This is a genomic window from Microbulbifer bruguierae (genome assembly GCF_029869925.1).
Lineage (GTDB): Bacteria > Pseudomonadota > Gammaproteobacteria > Pseudomonadales > Cellvibrionaceae > Microbulbifer > Microbulbifer bruguierae.
The window spans coordinates 1,350,634-1,368,460 of record NZ_CP118605.1 but is presented as its reverse complement, the minus strand read 5'-3'; the positions used below and the strand labels follow the sequence as shown (position 1 = coordinate 1,368,460).

Genomic DNA, 17,827 nt, shown 5'->3' with positions numbered 1-17,827 from the left:
CTTGTTGACGCGCGGGCTTCAGGTTCTGTCTCGCTGGTGGCACCGTTTATCCCGCTGGTGGCACCCGTTATCCCGCTGGTGGCACCCGTTATCCCGCTGGTGGCACCCGTTATCCCGCTGGTGGCACCCTCTATCCCGCTGGTGGCACTCGCTGTCCGGGCGCCTGTCCCTGATGGCGACGCTGGTGCTGCTGGTTTTTCTCGCGGTACTTTCCGGTGTGCTTGAGCGGGCTTACCGCACTTCCCTTGACGAGGCCAAAGCCCGTGAACTGCAGGTGCATATCTACACCCTGCTGGCCGTTGCCGAGCCGGACGGGGACAGCCTGCAGCTGCCGTACATTTTACCGGAGCAACGTTTCAACCAGCCGGATTCCGGTCTGATCGGCGCGGTGATCGATGCACGCGGGCGGGTGATCTGGCGCTCGCAATCGGCACTCAGCCTGCCCAACTTTTCCACTACACCGCTGCCGTTGCCCCTGCGTCAGGGGCAACAGGTTTTCGCAGAAATTCATTTGCCGGGTAACACTGCCGCCTACAGCAGCTTTCGTCAGGGTATTGCCTGGGGACTGGACAGTGAACTGCAATTCACCTTCATGGTTCTGGAGGATGCGACACCACTGTATGCCCAGGTCAACCAATTCAACAGTACCCTGTGGCGCTGGCTGGCCCTCGGTTCCCTGGCTTTGATCGCGGTGCAGTTGCTGGTGTTGCGCTGGGGGCTGGCACCACTGCGAGGGGTCGCACGCGCGCTGAAAAATATGCAACAGGGCGGCAGTGATACCCTGCAGGGCAATTTTCCCCGGGAGCTGGTACCACTCACCGACAACCTCAACCTGTTGATCGAAAATGAACGTCGCCAGCGGGAAAAGACCCGGCATACACTGGCGGATCTTGCTCACAGCCTGAAAACACCGCTTGCCGTGCTGAAAGGCATGGACGTAACGCGTGATCCCCGAGGTGCACAGTCAGCGCTGGCGGAGCAGGTTCAGCGCATGGACAGCATCATCAGTTATCAACTGAAACGCGCTGTGGCGGGTTCCCCCAAATCCATTCTGCGAGGCGTGGCCGTGCAGCCGCTGGCAGAAAAAATTTTTACCGCCCTCGACAAGGTCTATCGCGAAAAGCACGTGGATGCGGAGCTGTTGTGTGACGATGCCGTGCTGTTCTATGGCGATGAGGGGGACCTGATGGAAATGCTCGGTAATCTACTGGATAACGGTTACAAATATGGCGGTGGCAAGTTACTGGCAAAAATCAGTAACGGTGCCAATGACCGCGGCCTGGAAATTGTTATTGCCGACAATGGTCCCGGGCTCAGCGAAGCTCAGTGGCAGCAGGTAATTCAGCGAGGGGTGCGTGCGGACCAGCAACAGCAGGGACAGGGTATCGGACTTGCGGTGGTGGTAGATATCGTAGAGAGTTACCACGGCGAAATTGCCATAGTGCCTCCCGCGCAACGAGGCCTCGAAAATCTCGGAGGGCTTACCCTGCGGGTTGTGTTGTAAGCGGATATAACATCAATAATAAATAGGGATATCGCATGTTTTCTCCAGCAAAAAGGGCACTCCTCAGCGGTTTTTTGCCGGTATTTTTTGCAGTTCTGACCTCAACCTCAGGCACATTTGTGGATGCCTCACCAGCGATCTCCCCCTGGCCCGGTGGTGCGGACGTGGCGGTGGTGCTCACCTATGACGATGCACTGGACTCGCATCTGGATATCGCCATTCCTCAATTGAATCAGCGCAACCTGCCTGCGACCTTCTACGTCAGCGGAGCGCGCCCCGCCATTCGCATGCGCCTGGACGAGTGGCGCCAGGCTGCCCGGCGTGGGCACGAGCTTGGCAACCACATGCTCTATCACCCGTGTCGCAAGTCAATCTCCAATCGCGATTGGGTCAAGCCCTGGCAGGATCTCGACGGGTATACCCTGGAACAGTTCCTGGATGAGGTGCAGGTTACCAACAGCATGCTTGAGGCTATCGATGGCCAACAACAGCGCACCTTTGCCTACCCCTGCGGCGATATGATCGCGGGTGGTGAGGATGTGATTCCCGGACTTAAGAAACTGGTGTCCGCGGCGCGATTGTTTTCCATCGACGGTCAACACCAGCCCGGCAACAGCGACTTTTATCGTATCGCTTCTTTCGATGGTGCGGAAAAAAGTGCAGCGCAGCTGATCGCAGTTGTGGAAGCGGCGCGGGAAAATCACAGCCTGGTAGGCTTTATGTTTCACGGCGTGGGAGGCGATTACATTACTGTTTCTGCCGATGCCCATCGAGCCTTGCTCGAACACCTGGCGGCACACCCTGACCGCTACTGGGTGGCGACCATGCGCGAAGCGGTGGCGCACCTGCAGCGGGAGCAGTCGCGCGGGGAGCGCTAGTCTTTTACGCGAAGACTGGTTTAGAACCAATCCTCCTGCATCTCAAATGGCACCGGATTGCCCGATTGCAGCAGCGCAATTTGTGGCTGAATTTCCGGGAGCTCCCACTCAATATAGAAATGTGCGGCTTGTAGTTTGCCCCGGTAGAAATTCTGCTCTTCATCGCTGGGTGCGGTTTCCGCGTGTAGTTTTCGTGATGCGATAACCGCCTGACGGAGCCAGATCCAGCTCACCACCACCCGGCCGAACGTATCCAGATACAGGCTGGCATTGGCCAGTCCCCGATCGGTATTCGCTATCATCTGCCCCAGCAGATTTTCCGTGACGCCGTTCAGTTGGCTCAGCGCGTTTTTCAATGCGTCTGCCAGTGTTTCCAGGGTGCTGTTGCCGGTACATTCCCGCAGCGTTTTTTCAATCGCTTCCACCAGCAGTTTGTAGCCGGCCATATCGTTGCCGGGCACCTTGCGTCCCAGCAGGTCCACTGCCTGAATACCTTCAGTGCCCTCGTGAATCGGGTTCAGCCGGTTGTCGCGGTAGAGCTGTTCCAGCGGGTATTCGCGGATATAGCCGGAACCGCCGAGAACCTGAATCGCCAGATCGTTGGCTTTTAGGCAGTACTTGGATGGCCAGGACTTGACGATGGGCGTGAGCAGGTCAAGCAGGGTTGCGGCCTGCTGTCGTTCGCTTTCTGATTCCGCGGTGTGCGCATCCTCAAACAGGGATGAGGCGTAAAAGCACAGCGCCAGCCCTCCCTCGACGTAACTTTTCTGCATCAGCAACATACGTCGTACATCGGCGTGCTGGATGATGGACACTTGTCTCGATTGCGGGTCGCGGTTGGAGGGCAGGCGGCCCTGGGGGCGTTCTTTGGCATATTGCAGTGCATGCTGATAGCCGCGGTAGCCGAGTACTGCGGCACCGGTACCAACGCCGATACGCGCTTCGTTCATCAGCTGGAACATATAGCTGAGGCCCTTGTGGGCTTCGCCCACCAGGTAGCCCACGGCACCGCCGTTTTCACCAAAACTGAGTACCGTTGAGGTGGTATTGCGGTAGCCCATCTTGTGCAGCAGGCCTGCAAGCTGTACATCGTTGCGGGTTGCTTCGCTTCCGTCAGCCGCGGGTATAAATTTCGGCACCAGAAACAGTGATATCCCCTTAACGCCCACCGGTGCGCCTTTGATGCGCGCCAGTACCATATGCACGATATTTTCCGTCATCGACTGGTCGCCACCGGATATAAACATTTTCTGTCCGTGAATACGGTAGCTGCCATCGTCCGCGGGGGTGGCGGTGGTGCGGATATCGGCGAGGGCTGAACCCTGGTCCGGTTCGGTGAGTGCCATGGTGCCAGCGTAGCGGCCGTCCATCATCGGCGGCAGGTAGCGCTCCTTGAGTTCGGTACTGGCAAAACTGCGCACCAGGTTGGCAGCACCGAGTGTAAGGAAAGGGTAGGCCGCACTGCTCACGTTGGCAGCGTTGATATAGGCCATGGCGCTGCGCAGAATAATCTCTGGGAGCTGCATACCCCCTTCTTCGAAATCGTAGTGGGCAGCGAGAAAACCGGCGTCGGTAAACGCCTTCCATGCCTCGCGTGTTTCCGGGATCAGGGTGACCGTGTCGCCATCGAAGGTGGGCTCGCAGGCGTCGCCCTTGGCGTAGTGGTTGGCAAAATATTTTTCCGCGATGGCCTGGGCGGTGAGTAGCGTCGCGTTGAACACTTCACGGGAGTGCTCGCGGTAACGGGGGCGTTGCAACAACGCCTCGGTATCGAGAAATTCGTACAGCAGAAACTCGATATCCCGCTCTTTAAGGTACTGCTCACTCATAATTGCTCCACTGTATTCGAGTTACATCTTCAGTGGTTTCAGAGTAAGCAGGGGCGGTGCGGAGTGGCAATGATCTTTCAGGTAATGGCTATACAGGCCGCGATGGCTGCGTAGCCGGAGCGATTATGAAATTCCTCGTCTCTGGTCACTTTCGGTCAAGTGCTTTCGCTGCCTTCGATGCCATTCAGTTTTTCCTGCTTGGGGGTGTCGGTATTTTGTGCAGTGCGCCTGGCGCGGCCGGGTACTACCGACTCCCAGAGACTGTCGGCGAGTATCTGCGGGGTTGTCGGACGGCCTTCCGCTACCCAGTTGACAATGGCTGCCGCCACATCCGGCCATTGGATACGTACACCGAGAGGGTTGCCCGTCAGCCAGTGGGTGATGGTGGCAGCGTCGATATTGTCCACTACCCTGGCCAGTTGCAATTGATCCAGGGCCATTGCGTTGGCTTCCTGCTCAAACTGTCCTTTGAGCGGGCGGGTGAGGATCGGTTTGCCCAGGGTCAGGGTTTCCGCAATCAGCTCAAAGCCGCTGTTGCAGATGACTGCTTTGGCGGTGGCAACATCGCCGCGGAAGCCTTCCACAGAGGGTGCCTTGAGGGTGATGTTGTCGGCGCAGGGCAAATCGGTGGGCAGACCGTAAACGATGAATGTCTGCGACACCTGCGCCAGCTGCTTCAGCAGTGGCTCTGCGTACTCGAACGGCAGGTATACCAGCACATGGTCTTTTTCCTGTGGTGCTGGCTGTTCATGGGCGTGGGCGATTGGAGGCAGTATGGGGTGACCAAAGTGATACCAGTGCATTCCCAGACTGACCTGTACCGGTGCGAAGACTTTCATAATGCTGCGTGCAGTCCAGCCGAAAGCGGGGGTGGGGATCGAGTAATTGAATGCGTATTGGTGGCCCAGCCCCAGGCTCGGACATTTGCGTTTCTTCGCGGCCCATGCAGAGACCGGTTCGAAATCACTGATGACCAGATCGAAGTCCTGTACCGGTAGCTCGCGAATATCTTGCAGAAGGCGTCTTAAATTTAATTGTCGGGTAGTCGCCAGTTGATCAATTTTCCCTTCTTTGTGCACAAACGTCAGGCCTTCCCGCCACCAGTAGTCGCCAAACGCTTCCATGGCAAACAGCTTTTCCTGGGGGCGTCCGCTAAACAGCCACTGGACTTGCAGCTGCGGGAATTGCTGGAAGGCTTCCGCCATCGCCCGTGCGCGGGAAATATGCCCGTTACCGGTGCCCTGAACGCCGTACAGTATTTTCAAATGACTTCTCCGCTGGAGTAAAAACTGGAGTAAAAAAGTGCCGAATGCCGTGCGCAGCCTGTTACAGCAGTGCGCCGCTGACGGCAAAGCCTACACAGGTCCCTAGCAAGGCGCCGGCGCAGACGTCGGTTGGGAAGTGGACCCCAAGTCCCACCCGCGACGTGCCTACGCCCGCAGCCCAGAAATACCCCAGGGCCCAGAGTGGGTTCAGGCATTGGCTCAGCATAGTCACAAACAGGAAGGCGCCGGAGGTGTGGCCGGAAGGCAAGCTGAAGCGGTCGTTCGCCACAATGATCGAGCGCAGCCCGGGGATGGCTTCCGGTGGGCGATTGCGCTTGGTGGTATTTTTTATGGTCCAGTAGAGGGAGCGCTCAATGGCAAAGGCAGCGCCACAGGTGTAGAGAAACAGCAGGGCGGCACCGGCACTTTCCAGGGCGATCAGCAGCGGCGACACCAGATAGAGCCAGCCATCGGCAGATCGGGACAACAGCAGGTAATTCCTGCGGGAGGTTGGCCGGGTCGCCCGCTGCGCCATTCGCAGCACCAGGGAGACATCTACCGCTTTGAGAGTGATAGGTAAGCTTCGCATGGGTTAAAAGTACGAAGCTTAGATTGCACGGACTTGAACAAAATATGTCAGGACTGTGAAATCTCACCGGTGTGGGGGTATTGATGAACTGTGGGCGCCAGGGTGACTGTAGGAGCCTGCCTGCAGGCGAACCGGACAAGGCAGGCTCCTGCGGATTTCAGTCTATGCCGATCTTGATGGCGCCTGAGCCCGGCAGTTTTTCCACCAGTTCGGGACCACAGAGTTTGGATGGCGTGAAGTAACCGCCTTCGCCGTGGTAGGCGAGCAGGAACTCCATCACCGCGAGGGAGCCGTTCACGGTGACGTCATAGCCGTTGGCGGTAACCACGCGACCCACCCGGCGTTCGCCGCGGCGGTCATTGCGGACTTCTCCCCAAACCCAGGTTTTCTGCTCCGCGCGCTGGTTTTCGGTAGGGCCACGCACACTCTTGTCCACCTTGCCTTTCAGCCACTGCTGCATCCAGTTCATACGCAGCAGCCAGCGGAATTTGTTGAGTCCCTTCATCTTCTTCGCCCGCCTTGGGCTCATCGGGATATACACCTCGATGTTAGGAATCTCGGTGCTGTAGTAGGCGGTGGCGACGTCTCCCCAGGGAATGGCCACGGCAAATTTTTCACCGCGGCCGAAATTGATCTTGCGGGTCAGTTCCGCGTGGGGAATCACTTCGATCTTGCCATTGCGCCGTATTGCGCCGCCTACCCCAAGGCTCTCGATGGAGGTCTTGGCGGTACCGGGGCTGAGTCCGGAGTCGGAGTCGAACCCCAGGGTCAGGTGGGTGGCGCTGGTCATTTCCCGGTGCAGGGCGGCAGCGAGGCAGTCGGTGGGGATGACATCAAAGCCGGTACCGGGGCAGAGCACCACATTGGCGGCCTTGGCCTCCGCGTCCAGCGCGTGCGCCTGTTGGTACACGGCCATCTCGCCGGTAATGTCCTGATAGTGGGCGCCACTGGCAATACAGGCGCGCATCATCGGTTCCGCGGTCGCCGAGAAGGGGCCGGCACAGTGGATGACTACCGATACTCCCTGCAGCGTGCGCTTGAGCGTCTCCTCATCGTCCAGCCCGACGGCAATCGCCGGCAGGCCCAGCTCCGTAGCCAGGGGCTCCAGTTTGCTTGAGCTGCGGCCCGCCAGTATGGGTCTGAGCCCCTTGGCCACGGCCTTGCGGGCAATCAATTCGCCCGTGTAGCCATAGGCACCGTAGATCAGGATCTGTTTGTTGTTCACGGAGTGTCCTTGTTATATGCGGCCAGGTGACCTTTTATTCGTGCGACCTTCAGTCCAGGGCCTTTTCCAGGGCAAAGCGGGGAATCGTCTGGCCATCCTTTTCCAGGGCTTCTGAGAACATGGACAGCGGGCGGGCCCAGACACCAAAGTCATCATACAGAGCCCGGTAAATGGCCAATTGTTCCCCGGTTTCACTGTGGGTGGCAATTTCCATCAAGTGGTAGAGGTTGCCTTTGTAGTGGCGGTAAATGCCTTTCTGCATGGAGTTCCTTACGGGGTAGTGGTGTCGGCAGCGCTCAGGCCAGGTGAAAGGGGGAAAGCTGGATCTGGGTGATCCGCTGCCCGTGCAGTACCGCAATACCGCCGTAGCGACGCTCGCCGGTGGAGGTGAATTCAAACTCGTACTGCCGCTGCAGGCGCACCTGGCCGCTCCGGTCGCGCTTGAGGCGGGTGCGGTGGAGCATCACGGTATCGTCCAGCAGCTGTACGCCGGTGTCCGCGCAGTGTGCCTTTACGATCCGGCGCACACGGTCTTTTGCGGCCATGCCGGCCCAGAAGTACCAGGCTGCGAGAATCAGCAGGAACAGCCAGAACAAGTCGCCGAGTGAGTAGTACATACCGGTTTAATCTGTTTTCTTACGACCGCGCAAGAATACCACCAGCGCGCGGACTATGCCCGGCAGGATTCTCCATCCCGGGTGAGAGTACTTTGCGGTCTGGCGGTAAGCCCGGCGAACAGCGCCGGCAATGTCCGAGACAAGCACACGCTGGTCGCTGCGGAATCTACCATTTATGCAGGCCGGGCCAGATAGCGGTGCTGCCTGTTTTATCACACCGCCGCCTGTTTTATGGCGCCGCTGCCGGTGTTATAGCGCCGCGGCCAGTGTTGTAGCGCCGCCGCCAGTGTTATAGAGCCGCTCCCTATTCTGTGTCAGAATCCAGAGAATTTTATCCTCGCAAATGCCTGCCAACCCCATCAAGGACACGGTCATGCTCGCTACTACATTGTCATCATTAAACGGTATCCCTCCCTTTCTGGCTTATTTCGCGGTGGCGATTGTTCTGGTGCTTGTGTTTGTGTGCATATATATCTGGATAACGCCACACGCAGAGATGGCGCTGATTCGCGCGAATAACTCTGCAGCGGCACTGGCGTTTGGCGGCGCGATTATCGGTTTTGCCCTGCCGCTCTCCAGCGCCATTACCAATTCCCTGTCCCTGTTGGATTGCGCGGTTTGGGGCGCGGTGGCGCTGGTCGTCCAGATTCTCACTTTTGTGGTGTTGCGTGTGGTTCTCAGGCAATTGCCCGAGCGCATCGACAACGGTGAGATGGCTGCCGGAATTTTTGCCGCTACGGTGGCCATTGCGGTTGGCCTGATCAACGCCGCATGTATGAGTTATTAACAGATACAGGAAGAAAACGATGAAACGCAGTAAAAAAGCCGCGCTGGTATTGACCGTTCCTGTAGCGACACTGCTGATTGCCGGCTGTGAAAAAGAAGTGCAGGGCATGGTGTACAGCAATCCGGAGGAGTGCAGTGCCGGAGGGTGGAACACCGAACAGTGCGAAGCCGAATACGCCGAGGCCAAGGCGCTGCATCCTCAGGTCGCACCCAAATACGTGAGCAAGGAAGAGTGCGAAGCGGACTTCGGTGATGGCAAGTGTGAGACGGCGCCGCAGCAGACCACATCCGGTCACAGCGTTTTTATGCCGATGATGATGGGTTATCTCGCCGGGCAGATGATGAATCGCGGCGCCAGTTTCCAGCAGCCGGGCGCCGCCAGTGCAGGCACGAATACCGCCGCTACAGGTACTAAGGCCGCAGCTGCAGGCGCTAGCGTCCCCACGCAACCGCTATACAAATCCCGCGATGACCGTGGCACCTACCGTACCGCCCACAATACCCCGGTGGCGAAAGGGACAGGCCCAGTCTCGCTGAAGCCTTCGCAGATGCAGCCCCGAGCCGGGGGCCTGGTGCGGCGCGGCGGCTTCGGCCACCAGGCGGCAATGCGCAACAGCTACGGCGGTTAATACATGAAACGGATCAGCGTTGCTGAGCGCGCGAACTGGCGCACTTACGCCGAAGAAGTGGGATTCAATTTTCATACCTTCGACGGCGAGCCTTACTGGGATGAAACCGCCTATTACCAGTTCAGTCTGCAGCAGATTGAAGAGGATCTGGAGGCGCCCACGGAAGAGCTGCACCAGATGGTGATGGATATGGTGGGGGATATCACCCGCAGCGAGGAGATGCTCACCCAGCTCAATATCCCGCGGGATTACTGGAGCTATGTGTGGAATTCCTGGAATAACGGTGAGCCACATCTGTACGGCCGGATGGATCTGGTGTACGACGGCACCGGCCCGGCGAAATTGCTCGAACTCAATTACGACACACCCACGTCATTATTTGAAACCGGTTTTTTCCAGTGGGTGTGGCTGGAAGACCAGATCAAAAATGGCGTTTTGCCGGAACGTGCGGACCAGTTCAATTCCCTGCAGGACAAGATCGAGCAGGCGTTTATCGAGCTGGAATTGTCGACGCCGTTCTATTTCACCAGTGTGCGTGACAACGCCGAAGACCGCGGCACGGTCAGTTATCTGATGGATATTGCCGCGCAGGCGGGACGGAATGTGCACTATATTGCGCTGGAAGATATCGGCGTGATCACCGATGCCAAGGGCGAGAATCCGCAGTTTGTCGACCTGGATGATCACCCGATAAAGGGCTTGTTCAAACTGTACCCGTGGGAATTCATCGTGCAGGAAGATTTTGGCCGTGCCACGCTCGCCGCCAATACCCAGATGGTGGAGCCCGCCTGGAAAATGCTCCTTTCGAACAAGGGTATCCTGCCGCTGCTGTGGGCGCGCTACCCCGATCACCCGAATTTGTTGCCGGCATTTTTTGAAACTCCCGGAAGTGACCCGATGGCGGCCGGTTGGGTGCGTAAACCCCTGTTCTCCCGCGAAGGCGCCAATGTGGATCTGATTACCGGAACCGGGGAAAAACTTTCGGCCGAAGGGCCTTATGCCGACGGGCGCTATATTCGCCAGGCCTTCCATGCACTGCCCAAATTCCGCGACGAGCTTCGCGGTGGCGATGCCTACACCATGCTCGGTAGCTGGGTGGTGGGCGACAGTGCGGCGGGTATTTGTATTCGTGAGGATGCGACCCTGATTACCAAAGATTCTTCCCGGTTCCTGCCGCATATCATTCTGGATTGATTGCGCGGCAGCTGACTTGCACAGCCAACCCTGCCACGATTTTGCCTACACCGATTCCGGTGTGGGCAAGCTGAAGTGGCCCGCAATCAGGGCTTCCTTGCGCGCCTTGGGCCACTTCTTAATCTCGAGTTCCAGTTTCAACGCTTCCGACTTGTTCGCCACTTCTCGCTGGAATTCCAGCGTCAGCGGGCCGCGGCCGCGCAGTGCTTTCGCTGCCTTGGGGCCGCCGCTGTTGTGCTCCTCGAAGCGGCGCGCTACGTCCCGGGTGATACCGGTGTACAGGCTGTCGGAGCGGGTGCGGATCAGATAGACATACCAGTCGGACAAAACACTTCCCAAAAAATATTCACAAGCTAGAACAGGCTCTGTTGGTCCCCGGGCTGCGGGGGCAGGAAAAACCGGTTGCAGTCGAGCGCCAGCTTGCGTTCGTTCAGTCCCAGTTTGCGACAGCTTACTCGAAACCGCTGTTGCAGTAACTGGGCAAACACGCCGGTTCCCCGCTGGCGCTGGCCAAATTCACTCTGATAATCCTGCCCGCCCCGGCTCTGCTGCACCAGGCTCATCACATGTTCCGCGCGCTCTGGATAATGCTCTGCCAGCCACTGGCGAAATAGCGGTGCCACTTCGAATGGCAGTCGCAACAGGATATAGGCCGCGTATATGGCACCGGCCTCCGCCGCGCTGGCGAGGATGCTTTCCAGCTCCATATCATTTAGAGCGGGAATCATCGGCGCCGCCATCACTGCCGTAGGAATTCCCGCAGAGCCCAGTGCCTCAATCGTTCGCAGCCGCGCTGCTGGGCCCGCGGTACGGGGTTCCAGTTTGCGTTTGAGCTCGTTGCTGAGGGTGGTCACACTGACAGCCACATGCACCAGATTGTCCTGTGCCATTTCAGTCAGCAGCGGCAGGTCGCGCAGAATCAGCTGGCTTTTGGTGATGATGGTCAGCGGATGCTGATGGCGTTGCAGTGTCTCCAGAATCTGCCGGGTGATCTGCTTGTCTTTTTCCAGGGGCTGGTAGGGGTCGGTATTGCTGCCCAGGGCAATGGGACTGCACTGGTAATTCTTTTTGCGCAGCGCCTGCTCCAGCAAAGTTGCCGCATTGGGCTTGTAAAACAGCCGGGTTTCAAAATCGAGTCCGGGGGACAGGTCCATATAGGCGTGTGCTGGCCGGGCATAGCAATAAATGCAGCCGTGCTCGCAGCCGCGGTAGGGGTTTATCGACTGGCTGAAGGGCAGATCCGGCGACTTGTTGGTGGCGATGATGGTCTTGGCCTTCTCCGCGAGCGCCACGGTTTCCAGGCGCTCGGGTACCTCGGGCTCCAGTTGCCAACCGTCGCTCTCGCGGGTGCTGACCTGGTCCACAAAGCGCCCGGCCAGGTTGCTGACAGCGCCGCGCCCCTTGTGGGACTGGATAGGGTTGGTGGGGGAGTCGTTGGCCACGGCTGAGTTTTGATGGATCGGTTGGTTACTGTATGTTTGTACAGTTTATTGCCGGCCGGGAAACTGTGCAAGCCAGTATTCCTGCGCATACAATGACCGCTGAGTTTTAATAATAGAGTTTCACATAATAAGGATTACGGGAATGGATCTTCAGGCCGTAGCTGCCATTCACGCGTTTGCACTAAAAGTACTGCAAGTGTTCGCCATGCTGTTTGCCTTCGGGCTGGTGTTACTGGTGCTCTATGTGGTGTATCTGTATCTCTCCGATGTCAGCCAGACCAAGCAGGCGATACGGCGCAACTTCCCGGTATTGGGGCGTTTTCGCTACCAGTTTGAGCACCTGGGGGAATTCTTTCGCCAGTACTTCTTCGCGCTCGATCGCGAGGAGATGCCCTTCAATCGCGCCCAGCGCAGCTGGGTTTACCGGGCTGCCAAGAATGTGGATTCCACCCTGGCTTTCGGTTCCACCCGCCCCCTGAATCAGCCCGGTGACATTCTCTTCCTCAACCACCCATTTCCCACCCTGGCCAAGGACGCGGTGCCGCCGCGGGAGGTGACCGTGGGGGAGGGCGCGGCGCGTATACCCTATACCACGCGCGCCATTTTCAATATTTCCGGCATGAGTTTCGGTGCCCTGTCGGTACCCGCGGTGACGGCACTGTCCCGGGGGGCGGACAGGGCGGGGATCTGGATGAATACCGGGGAAGGTGGCTTGTCTTCCCACCATCTGTCTGGCGGTTGCGACATAGTGTTTCAGATCGGCACCGCGAAATATGGAGTGCGGGATGACGACGGCAATCTGTCCGATGAAAAATTGCGGCAGGTGGCGGCCTATAAACAGGTGAGGATGTTTGAGCTGAAACTCTCCCAGGGCGCCAAGCCGGGCAAGGGCGGGATACTGCCCGGAATCAAGGTCACCGAGGAAATTGCCCAGGTACGTGGCATCCCGGTAGGGGTGGATTCCATCAGTCCCAATGGCCACCCGGAATTCAGGGATGTGGATGGCCTGCTGGATATGATCGGACATATCCGCGAGGTCACCGGTAAACCCACCGGTTTCAAGTGTGTGATAGGTACCAGCAACTGGCTGCACGAACTGTGCGAATCCATCCAGCGCCGGGGCGTGGAATCCGCACCGGACTTTATCACTATCGACAGTGCCGATGGGGGCAGCGGTGCCGCACCCCAGAGCCTGATGGACTACATGGGGTTACCGCTCAACCGCAGCCTGCCACTGGTGGTGGATTTGCTCAGCCAATATGGCCTGCGTGATCGAATAAAGATTATCTGTGCCGGCAAATTGCTCACTCCCTCGATGGTGGCCTGGGCCCTGGCGATGGGGGCGGACTTTATCAACTGCGGCCGCGGTTTCATGTTTGCCCTGGGGTGTATCCAGGCCATGCAGTGCAACAAAAACACCTGCCCCACCGGGGTGACCACGCACAATCCGGATTTACAGCAGGGCCTGGACCCGATGGACAAGGCGGAGCGGGTATATAACTACGCGCGCAATATGGAATATGAGGTCGGTACCATTGCCCACTCCTGCGGTGTGCCTGAACCCCGCATGCTGTGCCGTTCCCATGTAGAAGTAATTAACGAGCGTGGCGTACCTGTACCGCTCTCGGATCTGGTGCCGGACGTACAGCCGAAGTCAGTGATTGCTTCTGATCGCGGCATTCAATAATCCTGATACTGCCCCCGGGAGATACACCGGTACGCAAAACACTTGGCAATTAAACCGCCCGACAACATTCTGGAGTTTTCATGACGCACACTGCGGACGGTGTAATTACTCTGGTCGGCCAGGGGTTGTATATGGCGCTGGCCGCCGTCATTGGTCTTGGTATCGCCAGGGTGTTAAAGCGGGACAATACCCTTGGCTGTCTGATCGCCGGCGTGCTCGCCGGAGTGCTGCTGCCGGTGTTCAATTACGATACCGGGCTACGCGCAGGAAACCTGCACCAGCTGGTATTTTTTGTCATCCTGCCCATTCTGATTTTTCAATCTGCCTGGAAAATCGATCCGGATTTCCTGCTCCGCTGGTTGGGTCCCATTCTTCTGTTTGCCACTCTGGGCGCGGTGATCTGTGCGCTGATCACAGCCCTTTTACTCTACTACGGCATTCACCACCCAAATGGTTTGCCCTGGATCGCCACACTGCTGACCGGCGCGATACTCGTGGCAACGGATCCTGTGTCGGTAGTAGAGCGGCTGCGCGTGCACCAGGGCAATGAGGAACTGTTGACACTGGTCGAGGGGGAGAGCCTGTTCAATGATGCTGCAGCGATTGTACTGTTTTCATTTGTGCTGGGGATTGCCAGCCACAGTGCCATGGAGGGCAGTGCGGCAACCGGTGAATCCATCGCTGGCCCAAGTGGTTTTGCACTTTATATTACCGTGGTATTTTTCGGTGGCCTTGTGGTGGGCTCCATCTGTGGCTTGCTCACGGCGATTGTGATTCTGTTTTTGCGTTCGGCGGGGGCGGCACTGATGGTACTGGTGCTGGCAGCATTCGGCAGTTTTTATTTTGCCGAGCACGTGGTTGGGGTTTCTGGAATTCTCGCAGTGATGTTGTGTGCGATTGTGTCGCGGGCCTGTTTGCGTGAGCAATATGAGACTTTCCTTGTCCACGCGGAGCCTACCTGGGAATGGTTGGGGCTGCTGTTTGCCGCATTGCTCTTCGTCATCATGGGACTGGTGATTACATCCGAGATGTTTTCCCGTCACTGGCTGGCGATGATCATTGCCATTGTCGCTGCGATTGGGGCGCGGGCATTTATGGTATTTCTGTTGTCGCCCGTCTGCAGATTCATTGGGCCACCGGTGCCGAAGAATTGGCGCATGGTTCTCAGTTGGGGTGGGCTGCGGGGCGTGATTGCGGTGGCGCTGGTGTTGTCACTGCCGACGGAGTTGCCTTACTGGTGGACGATTCAGTCGATGGTATTTGGGGTGGTGCTGTTTTCGCTGCTGGTGCAGGGAACTACGAGTACGCGATTGATTCGGAAACTGGAGTTGTAGCGGCGGTTGCCAGGTGATGGATCGGGAATGGGGCCCGGTGGCTGGTTTCTTCTGATGCTTTTCGGGAGTAGAAGAGGTGGGCTGCTATGGCTAACAGTAGCAGGGCGAAGAGGAGTACGCTGATGACTCTGAGCATAGTTTCACCTCTTGTGGGTTTTTCCGGTTTTGAGGTCTGGGCGCTCTGTTTTAAGTGTGTGGCGGCCAAGCACCGGGTGGAGCATTTCGAAACCGGGCTAGGCGCCCCCCTTCAATACATCCCTGTAGGCTGCGTCGCAAACGTCCCTGTTTGCGACGCTTTCGAAATGCTCCACCCGGTACTTGGCCTTCTATTCGGAACTTAAGCTCTGTAAGCCAAGCGAATATTTTACTGCCAGTTCAGAATAACTTTGCCGGATTCACCAGAGCCCATAGTGTCAAATCCCTTCTGGAAATCATCCACCGAGAACTGGTGCGTGATAATCGGTGAGAGATCGAGGCCGGACTGGATCAGGCTTGCCATCTTGTACCAGGTTTCAAACATTTCGCGGCCGTAGATGCCTTTCAGGATCAGGCCCTTGAAAATCACCTGGCTCCAGTCGATGGCCATTTCACCCGGGGGAATACCCAGCATGGCGATCTTACCACCGTGGTTCATGGCCGAGAGCATATCGCGGAACGCGACGGCAACACCGGACATTTCCAGGCCCACGTCGAAGCCCTCGGTCATGCCGATGTCTTTCATCACGTCTTTCAGATTTTCGCGGCTCACATTTACGGTGCGCGTCGCGCCCATTTTCTTCGCCAGCTCGAGACGGTAATCATTGATATCGGTAATGACCACATGGCGCGCGCCGACGTGGCGGGCAACAGCAGCAGCCATGATACCGATGGGGCCGGCGCCGGTAATCAGCACATCTTCGCCCACCAGGTCAAAGGACAGCGCGGTATGCACCGCGTTGCCGAACGGGTCGAAAATGGAGGCCAGTTCGTCGGAAATATTGTCCGGAATCTTGAACGCATTCAGCGCGGGGATTACCAGATATTCCGCAAAGGCACCCTGGCGGTCTACGCCAACGCCGTAGGTGTTGCGACACAGGTGGCGGCGGCCGGCGCGGCAGTTGCGGCAGTGGCCGCAGGTGATGTGGCCTTCGCCACTCACTCTATCGCCCACGTTGAAACCGGCCACTTCCTGGCCCATGCCAACCACTTCGCCTACGTATTCATGGCCCACCACCATGGGTACCGGGATGGTCTTCTGCGACCACTCATCCCAGTGATAGATATGCATGTCGGTGCCGCAGATCGCGGTCTTGCGAATTTTGATCAGCAGATCGTTGTGGCCCGGTTCCGGAATTTCTACATCGGTCATCCAGATGCCGGGTTCGGATTTCAGTTTGGATAAAGCTTTCATAGATACTTCTGTTTATGGTGGACACGTGTTGTTGCATGTCCACCCTAAGGCTTGGCGAATAAAATTAGCGACGTCAGAACCTGACTGGGGGATACGTTGTATCCGCCCAATCAAAATCAGATGATTTCGAGTTCTTTCCCCACTTCAATAAAGGCATCGATGCAGCGATCCAGCTGTTCACGGGTGTGCGCGGCAGACATCTGGGTGCGGATGCGGGCCTGGCCCTTGGGTACGACCGGGTAGAAGAAGCCCACCACGTAAATGCCTTTTTCCAGCATCTTGTCCGCCATCTTCTGCGCCAGCGCGGCGTCGCCGATCATGACCGGGATGATCGCGTGGTCGGCGCCAGCGAGGGTGAAGCCGGCTTCGCCCATACGCTCGCGGAAGTAGCGGGAGTTTTCTTCCAGTTGCGCGCGCAGTTCACCGCCTTCGATCAGCATATCCAGCACTTTCAGGGATGCGGTGACGATGGCAGGGGCCACGGAGTTAGAGAACAGGTATGGGCGTGAACGCTGGCGCAGCAGGTCGATGATTTCCTTGCGTCCGGAGGTGAAACCGCCGGAGGCGCCGCCGAGGGCTTTGCCCAGGGTGCCGGTGATAATGTCGACGCGCTCGATCACGTCGCAGTACTCATGGGTGCCGCGGCCGTGATCGCCGAGGAAGCCGACCGCATGGGAGTCGTCAACCATAACCAGGGCATTGTATTTGTCAGCCAGGTCGCAGATGCCTTTCAGGTTGGCGATCACACCGTCCATGGAAAAGACACCGTCGGTGGCAATCAGTTTGGTTTTTGCGCCGGCGGCGTCGGCAGCTTTCAGCTGTTCTTCCAGGTCCGCCATATCGTTGTTGGCGTAACGGAAGCGCTTGGCCTTGCACAGGCGCACGCCGTCGATGATGGAGGCGTGATTCAGCGCATCGGAAATGATGGCGTCGTCGGGGCCCAGCAGGGTTTCAAACAGGCCGCCGTTGGCATCAAAACAGGAGGTATAGAGGATGGTGTCTTCGGTGCGCAGGAATTCAGACAGCTGGAATTCCAGCGCTTTGTGGATGTCCTGGGTGCCGCAGATAAAACGCACGGAAGCCATGCCGAAGCCGTACTGGTCGAGGCCATCCTTGGCGGCCTGGATCAGGTCGGGGTGGTTGGCAAGCCCGAGGTAGTTGTTGGCGCAGAAGTTCAGAACCTGGGTATCGTTGTTCACCTGGATTTCAGCGCTTTGCTGAGAGGTGATGATACGTTCGCGCTTGTAAAGGCCGTCGGCCTCGATCTGCTTCAGTTCGTCGCGCAGGTGCTGGAAAAATTGCTCGGGCTTGGACATGACGTTGTTATTGGCTCCTGTGGTGCTTTTGGCAGTAGGACTATGTGCTTGGGGAGATCTTCCCGATTAACGACCGTTGTGGCGGTGCCGTCCCCTTCGTGGAGAATCCGCCGGCGAACTGCCGTAAGTGTAGGTTGGGGTG

Annotated in this window: 17 protein-coding genes; 7 read left to right on the top strand and 10 right to left on the bottom strand. The window is 57.8% G+C overall.

All coding sequences use genetic code 11. The annotated features are described in order from the left end of the window. Position 1 precedes the first annotated feature (1 nt). Together PVT68_RS05825 and PVT68_RS05820 are read left to right on the top strand one after the other, a co-directional pair. On the top strand, positions 2 to 1,504 hold the full coding sequence (locus PVT68_RS05825) for an ATP-binding protein (RefSeq protein WP_280321720.1): 1,503 nt from the start codon (positions 2 to 4) through the stop codon (positions 1,502 to 1,504). A 119-nt stretch (positions 1,505 to 1,623) separates the two neighbouring features. Next, positions 1,624 to 2,382, top strand: coding sequence for a polysaccharide deacetylase family protein (locus PVT68_RS05820; RefSeq protein WP_280321719.1), 759 nt, complete (start codon positions 1,624 to 1,626; stop codon positions 2,380 to 2,382). 20 nt (positions 2,383 to 2,402) lie between these two features. Here PVT68_RS05820 and PVT68_RS05815 read toward each other — a convergent pair whose 3' ends face one another. The 6 genes from PVT68_RS05815 to PVT68_RS05790 form a co-directional block, all read right to left on the bottom strand. Next, the gene (locus tag PVT68_RS05815) at positions 2,403 to 4,211 is read right to left on the bottom strand and encodes an acyl-CoA dehydrogenase (protein WP_280321718.1); all 1,809 of its coding nucleotides are present in this window, start codon (positions 4,209 to 4,211) and stop codon (positions 2,403 to 2,405) included. Positions 4,212 to 4,366: 155 nt separating this feature from the next. After that, positions 4,367 to 5,476 carry an MJ1255/VC2487 family glycosyltransferase gene (locus PVT68_RS05810; RefSeq protein WP_280321717.1) on the bottom strand — a complete coding sequence of 370 codons (1,110 nt, stop codon included), beginning with the start codon at positions 5,474 to 5,476 and terminating at the stop codon, positions 4,367 to 4,369. 61 nt (positions 5,477 to 5,537) lie between these two features. Further along, on the bottom strand, positions 5,538 to 6,065 hold the full coding sequence (locus PVT68_RS05805) for a phosphatase PAP2 family protein (protein ID WP_280321716.1): 528 nt from the start codon (positions 6,063 to 6,065) through the stop codon (positions 5,538 to 5,540). A 157-nt stretch (positions 6,066 to 6,222) separates the two neighbouring features. After that, entirely contained in the window at positions 6,223 to 7,290 is a 1,068-nt protein-coding gene (locus PVT68_RS05800; protein WP_280321715.1) for a saccharopine dehydrogenase family protein, read from the bottom strand. A gap of 49 nt (positions 7,291 to 7,339) precedes the next feature. Beyond that, positions 7,340 to 7,552, bottom strand: coding sequence for a DUF1653 domain-containing protein (locus tag PVT68_RS05795; protein WP_280321714.1), 213 nt, complete (start codon positions 7,550 to 7,552; stop codon positions 7,340 to 7,342). 34 nt (positions 7,553 to 7,586) lie between these two features. Further along, on the bottom strand, positions 7,587 to 7,907 hold the full coding sequence (locus PVT68_RS05790) for a DUF3301 domain-containing protein (RefSeq protein ID WP_280321713.1): 321 nt from the start codon (positions 7,905 to 7,907) through the stop codon (positions 7,587 to 7,589). Positions 7,908 to 8,280: 373 nt separating this feature from the next. Between PVT68_RS05790 and PVT68_RS05785 the strand changes: the two genes are divergently transcribed. Genes PVT68_RS05785 through PVT68_RS05775 form a run of 3 tightly spaced genes read left to right on the top strand, consistent with a single transcriptional unit; the run spans position 8,281 to position 10,516 of the window. Then, complete coding sequence (locus PVT68_RS05785) at positions 8,281 to 8,694, top strand: DUF350 domain-containing protein (protein ID WP_280321712.1); 414 nt, start codon at positions 8,281 to 8,283, stop codon at positions 8,692 to 8,694. Positions 8,695 to 8,713: 19 nt separating this feature from the next. Continuing rightward, a complete protein-coding gene (locus PVT68_RS05780) occupies positions 8,714 to 9,322 on the top strand; it encodes a DUF1190 domain-containing protein (protein ID WP_280321711.1) in 609 nt (202 codons plus the stop codon). A gap of 3 nt (positions 9,323 to 9,325) precedes the next feature. Continuing rightward, positions 9,326 to 10,516: a glutathionylspermidine synthase family protein gene (locus tag PVT68_RS05775; protein ID WP_280321710.1), complete on the top strand. Its 1,191-nt coding sequence runs from the start codon at positions 9,326 to 9,328 to the stop codon at positions 10,514 to 10,516. 45 nt (positions 10,517 to 10,561) lie between these two features. Here PVT68_RS05775 and PVT68_RS05770 read toward each other — a convergent pair whose 3' ends face one another. Together PVT68_RS05770 and PVT68_RS05765 are read right to left on the bottom strand one after the other, a co-directional pair. Next, the gene (locus PVT68_RS05770; RefSeq protein ID WP_280321709.1) at positions 10,562 to 10,843 is read right to left on the bottom strand and encodes a GIY-YIG nuclease family protein; all 282 of its coding nucleotides are present in this window, start codon (positions 10,841 to 10,843) and stop codon (positions 10,562 to 10,564) included. Positions 10,844 to 10,869: 26 nt separating this feature from the next. Then, on the bottom strand, positions 10,870 to 11,958 hold the full coding sequence (locus tag PVT68_RS05765) for a PA0069 family radical SAM protein (RefSeq protein WP_280321708.1): 1,089 nt from the start codon (positions 11,956 to 11,958) through the stop codon (positions 10,870 to 10,872). Positions 11,959 to 12,100: 142 nt separating this feature from the next. Between PVT68_RS05765 and PVT68_RS05760 the strand changes: the two genes are divergently transcribed. Beyond that, the gene (locus PVT68_RS05760) at positions 12,101 to 13,645 is read left to right on the top strand and encodes an FMN-binding glutamate synthase family protein (protein WP_280321707.1); all 1,545 of its coding nucleotides are present in this window, start codon (positions 12,101 to 12,103) and stop codon (positions 13,643 to 13,645) included. A gap of 80 nt (positions 13,646 to 13,725) precedes the next feature. Beyond that, the gene (locus PVT68_RS05755) at positions 13,726 to 14,979 is read left to right on the top strand and encodes a cation:proton antiporter (protein ID WP_280321706.1); all 1,254 of its coding nucleotides are present in this window, start codon (positions 13,726 to 13,728) and stop codon (positions 14,977 to 14,979) included. 364 nt (positions 14,980 to 15,343) lie between these two features. On the opposite strand, the gene tdh is transcribed toward PVT68_RS05755, so the two are convergent. Next, entirely contained in the window at positions 15,344 to 16,369 is a 1,026-nt protein-coding gene (gene tdh / locus PVT68_RS05750) for an L-threonine 3-dehydrogenase (protein WP_280321704.1), read from the bottom strand. Between the two features lie 116 nt (positions 16,370 to 16,485). Then, complete coding sequence (locus PVT68_RS05745; RefSeq protein ID WP_280321702.1) at positions 16,486 to 17,685, bottom strand: glycine C-acetyltransferase; 1,200 nt, start codon at positions 17,683 to 17,685, stop codon at positions 16,486 to 16,488. Positions 17,686 to 17,827: the final 142 nt, after the last annotated feature.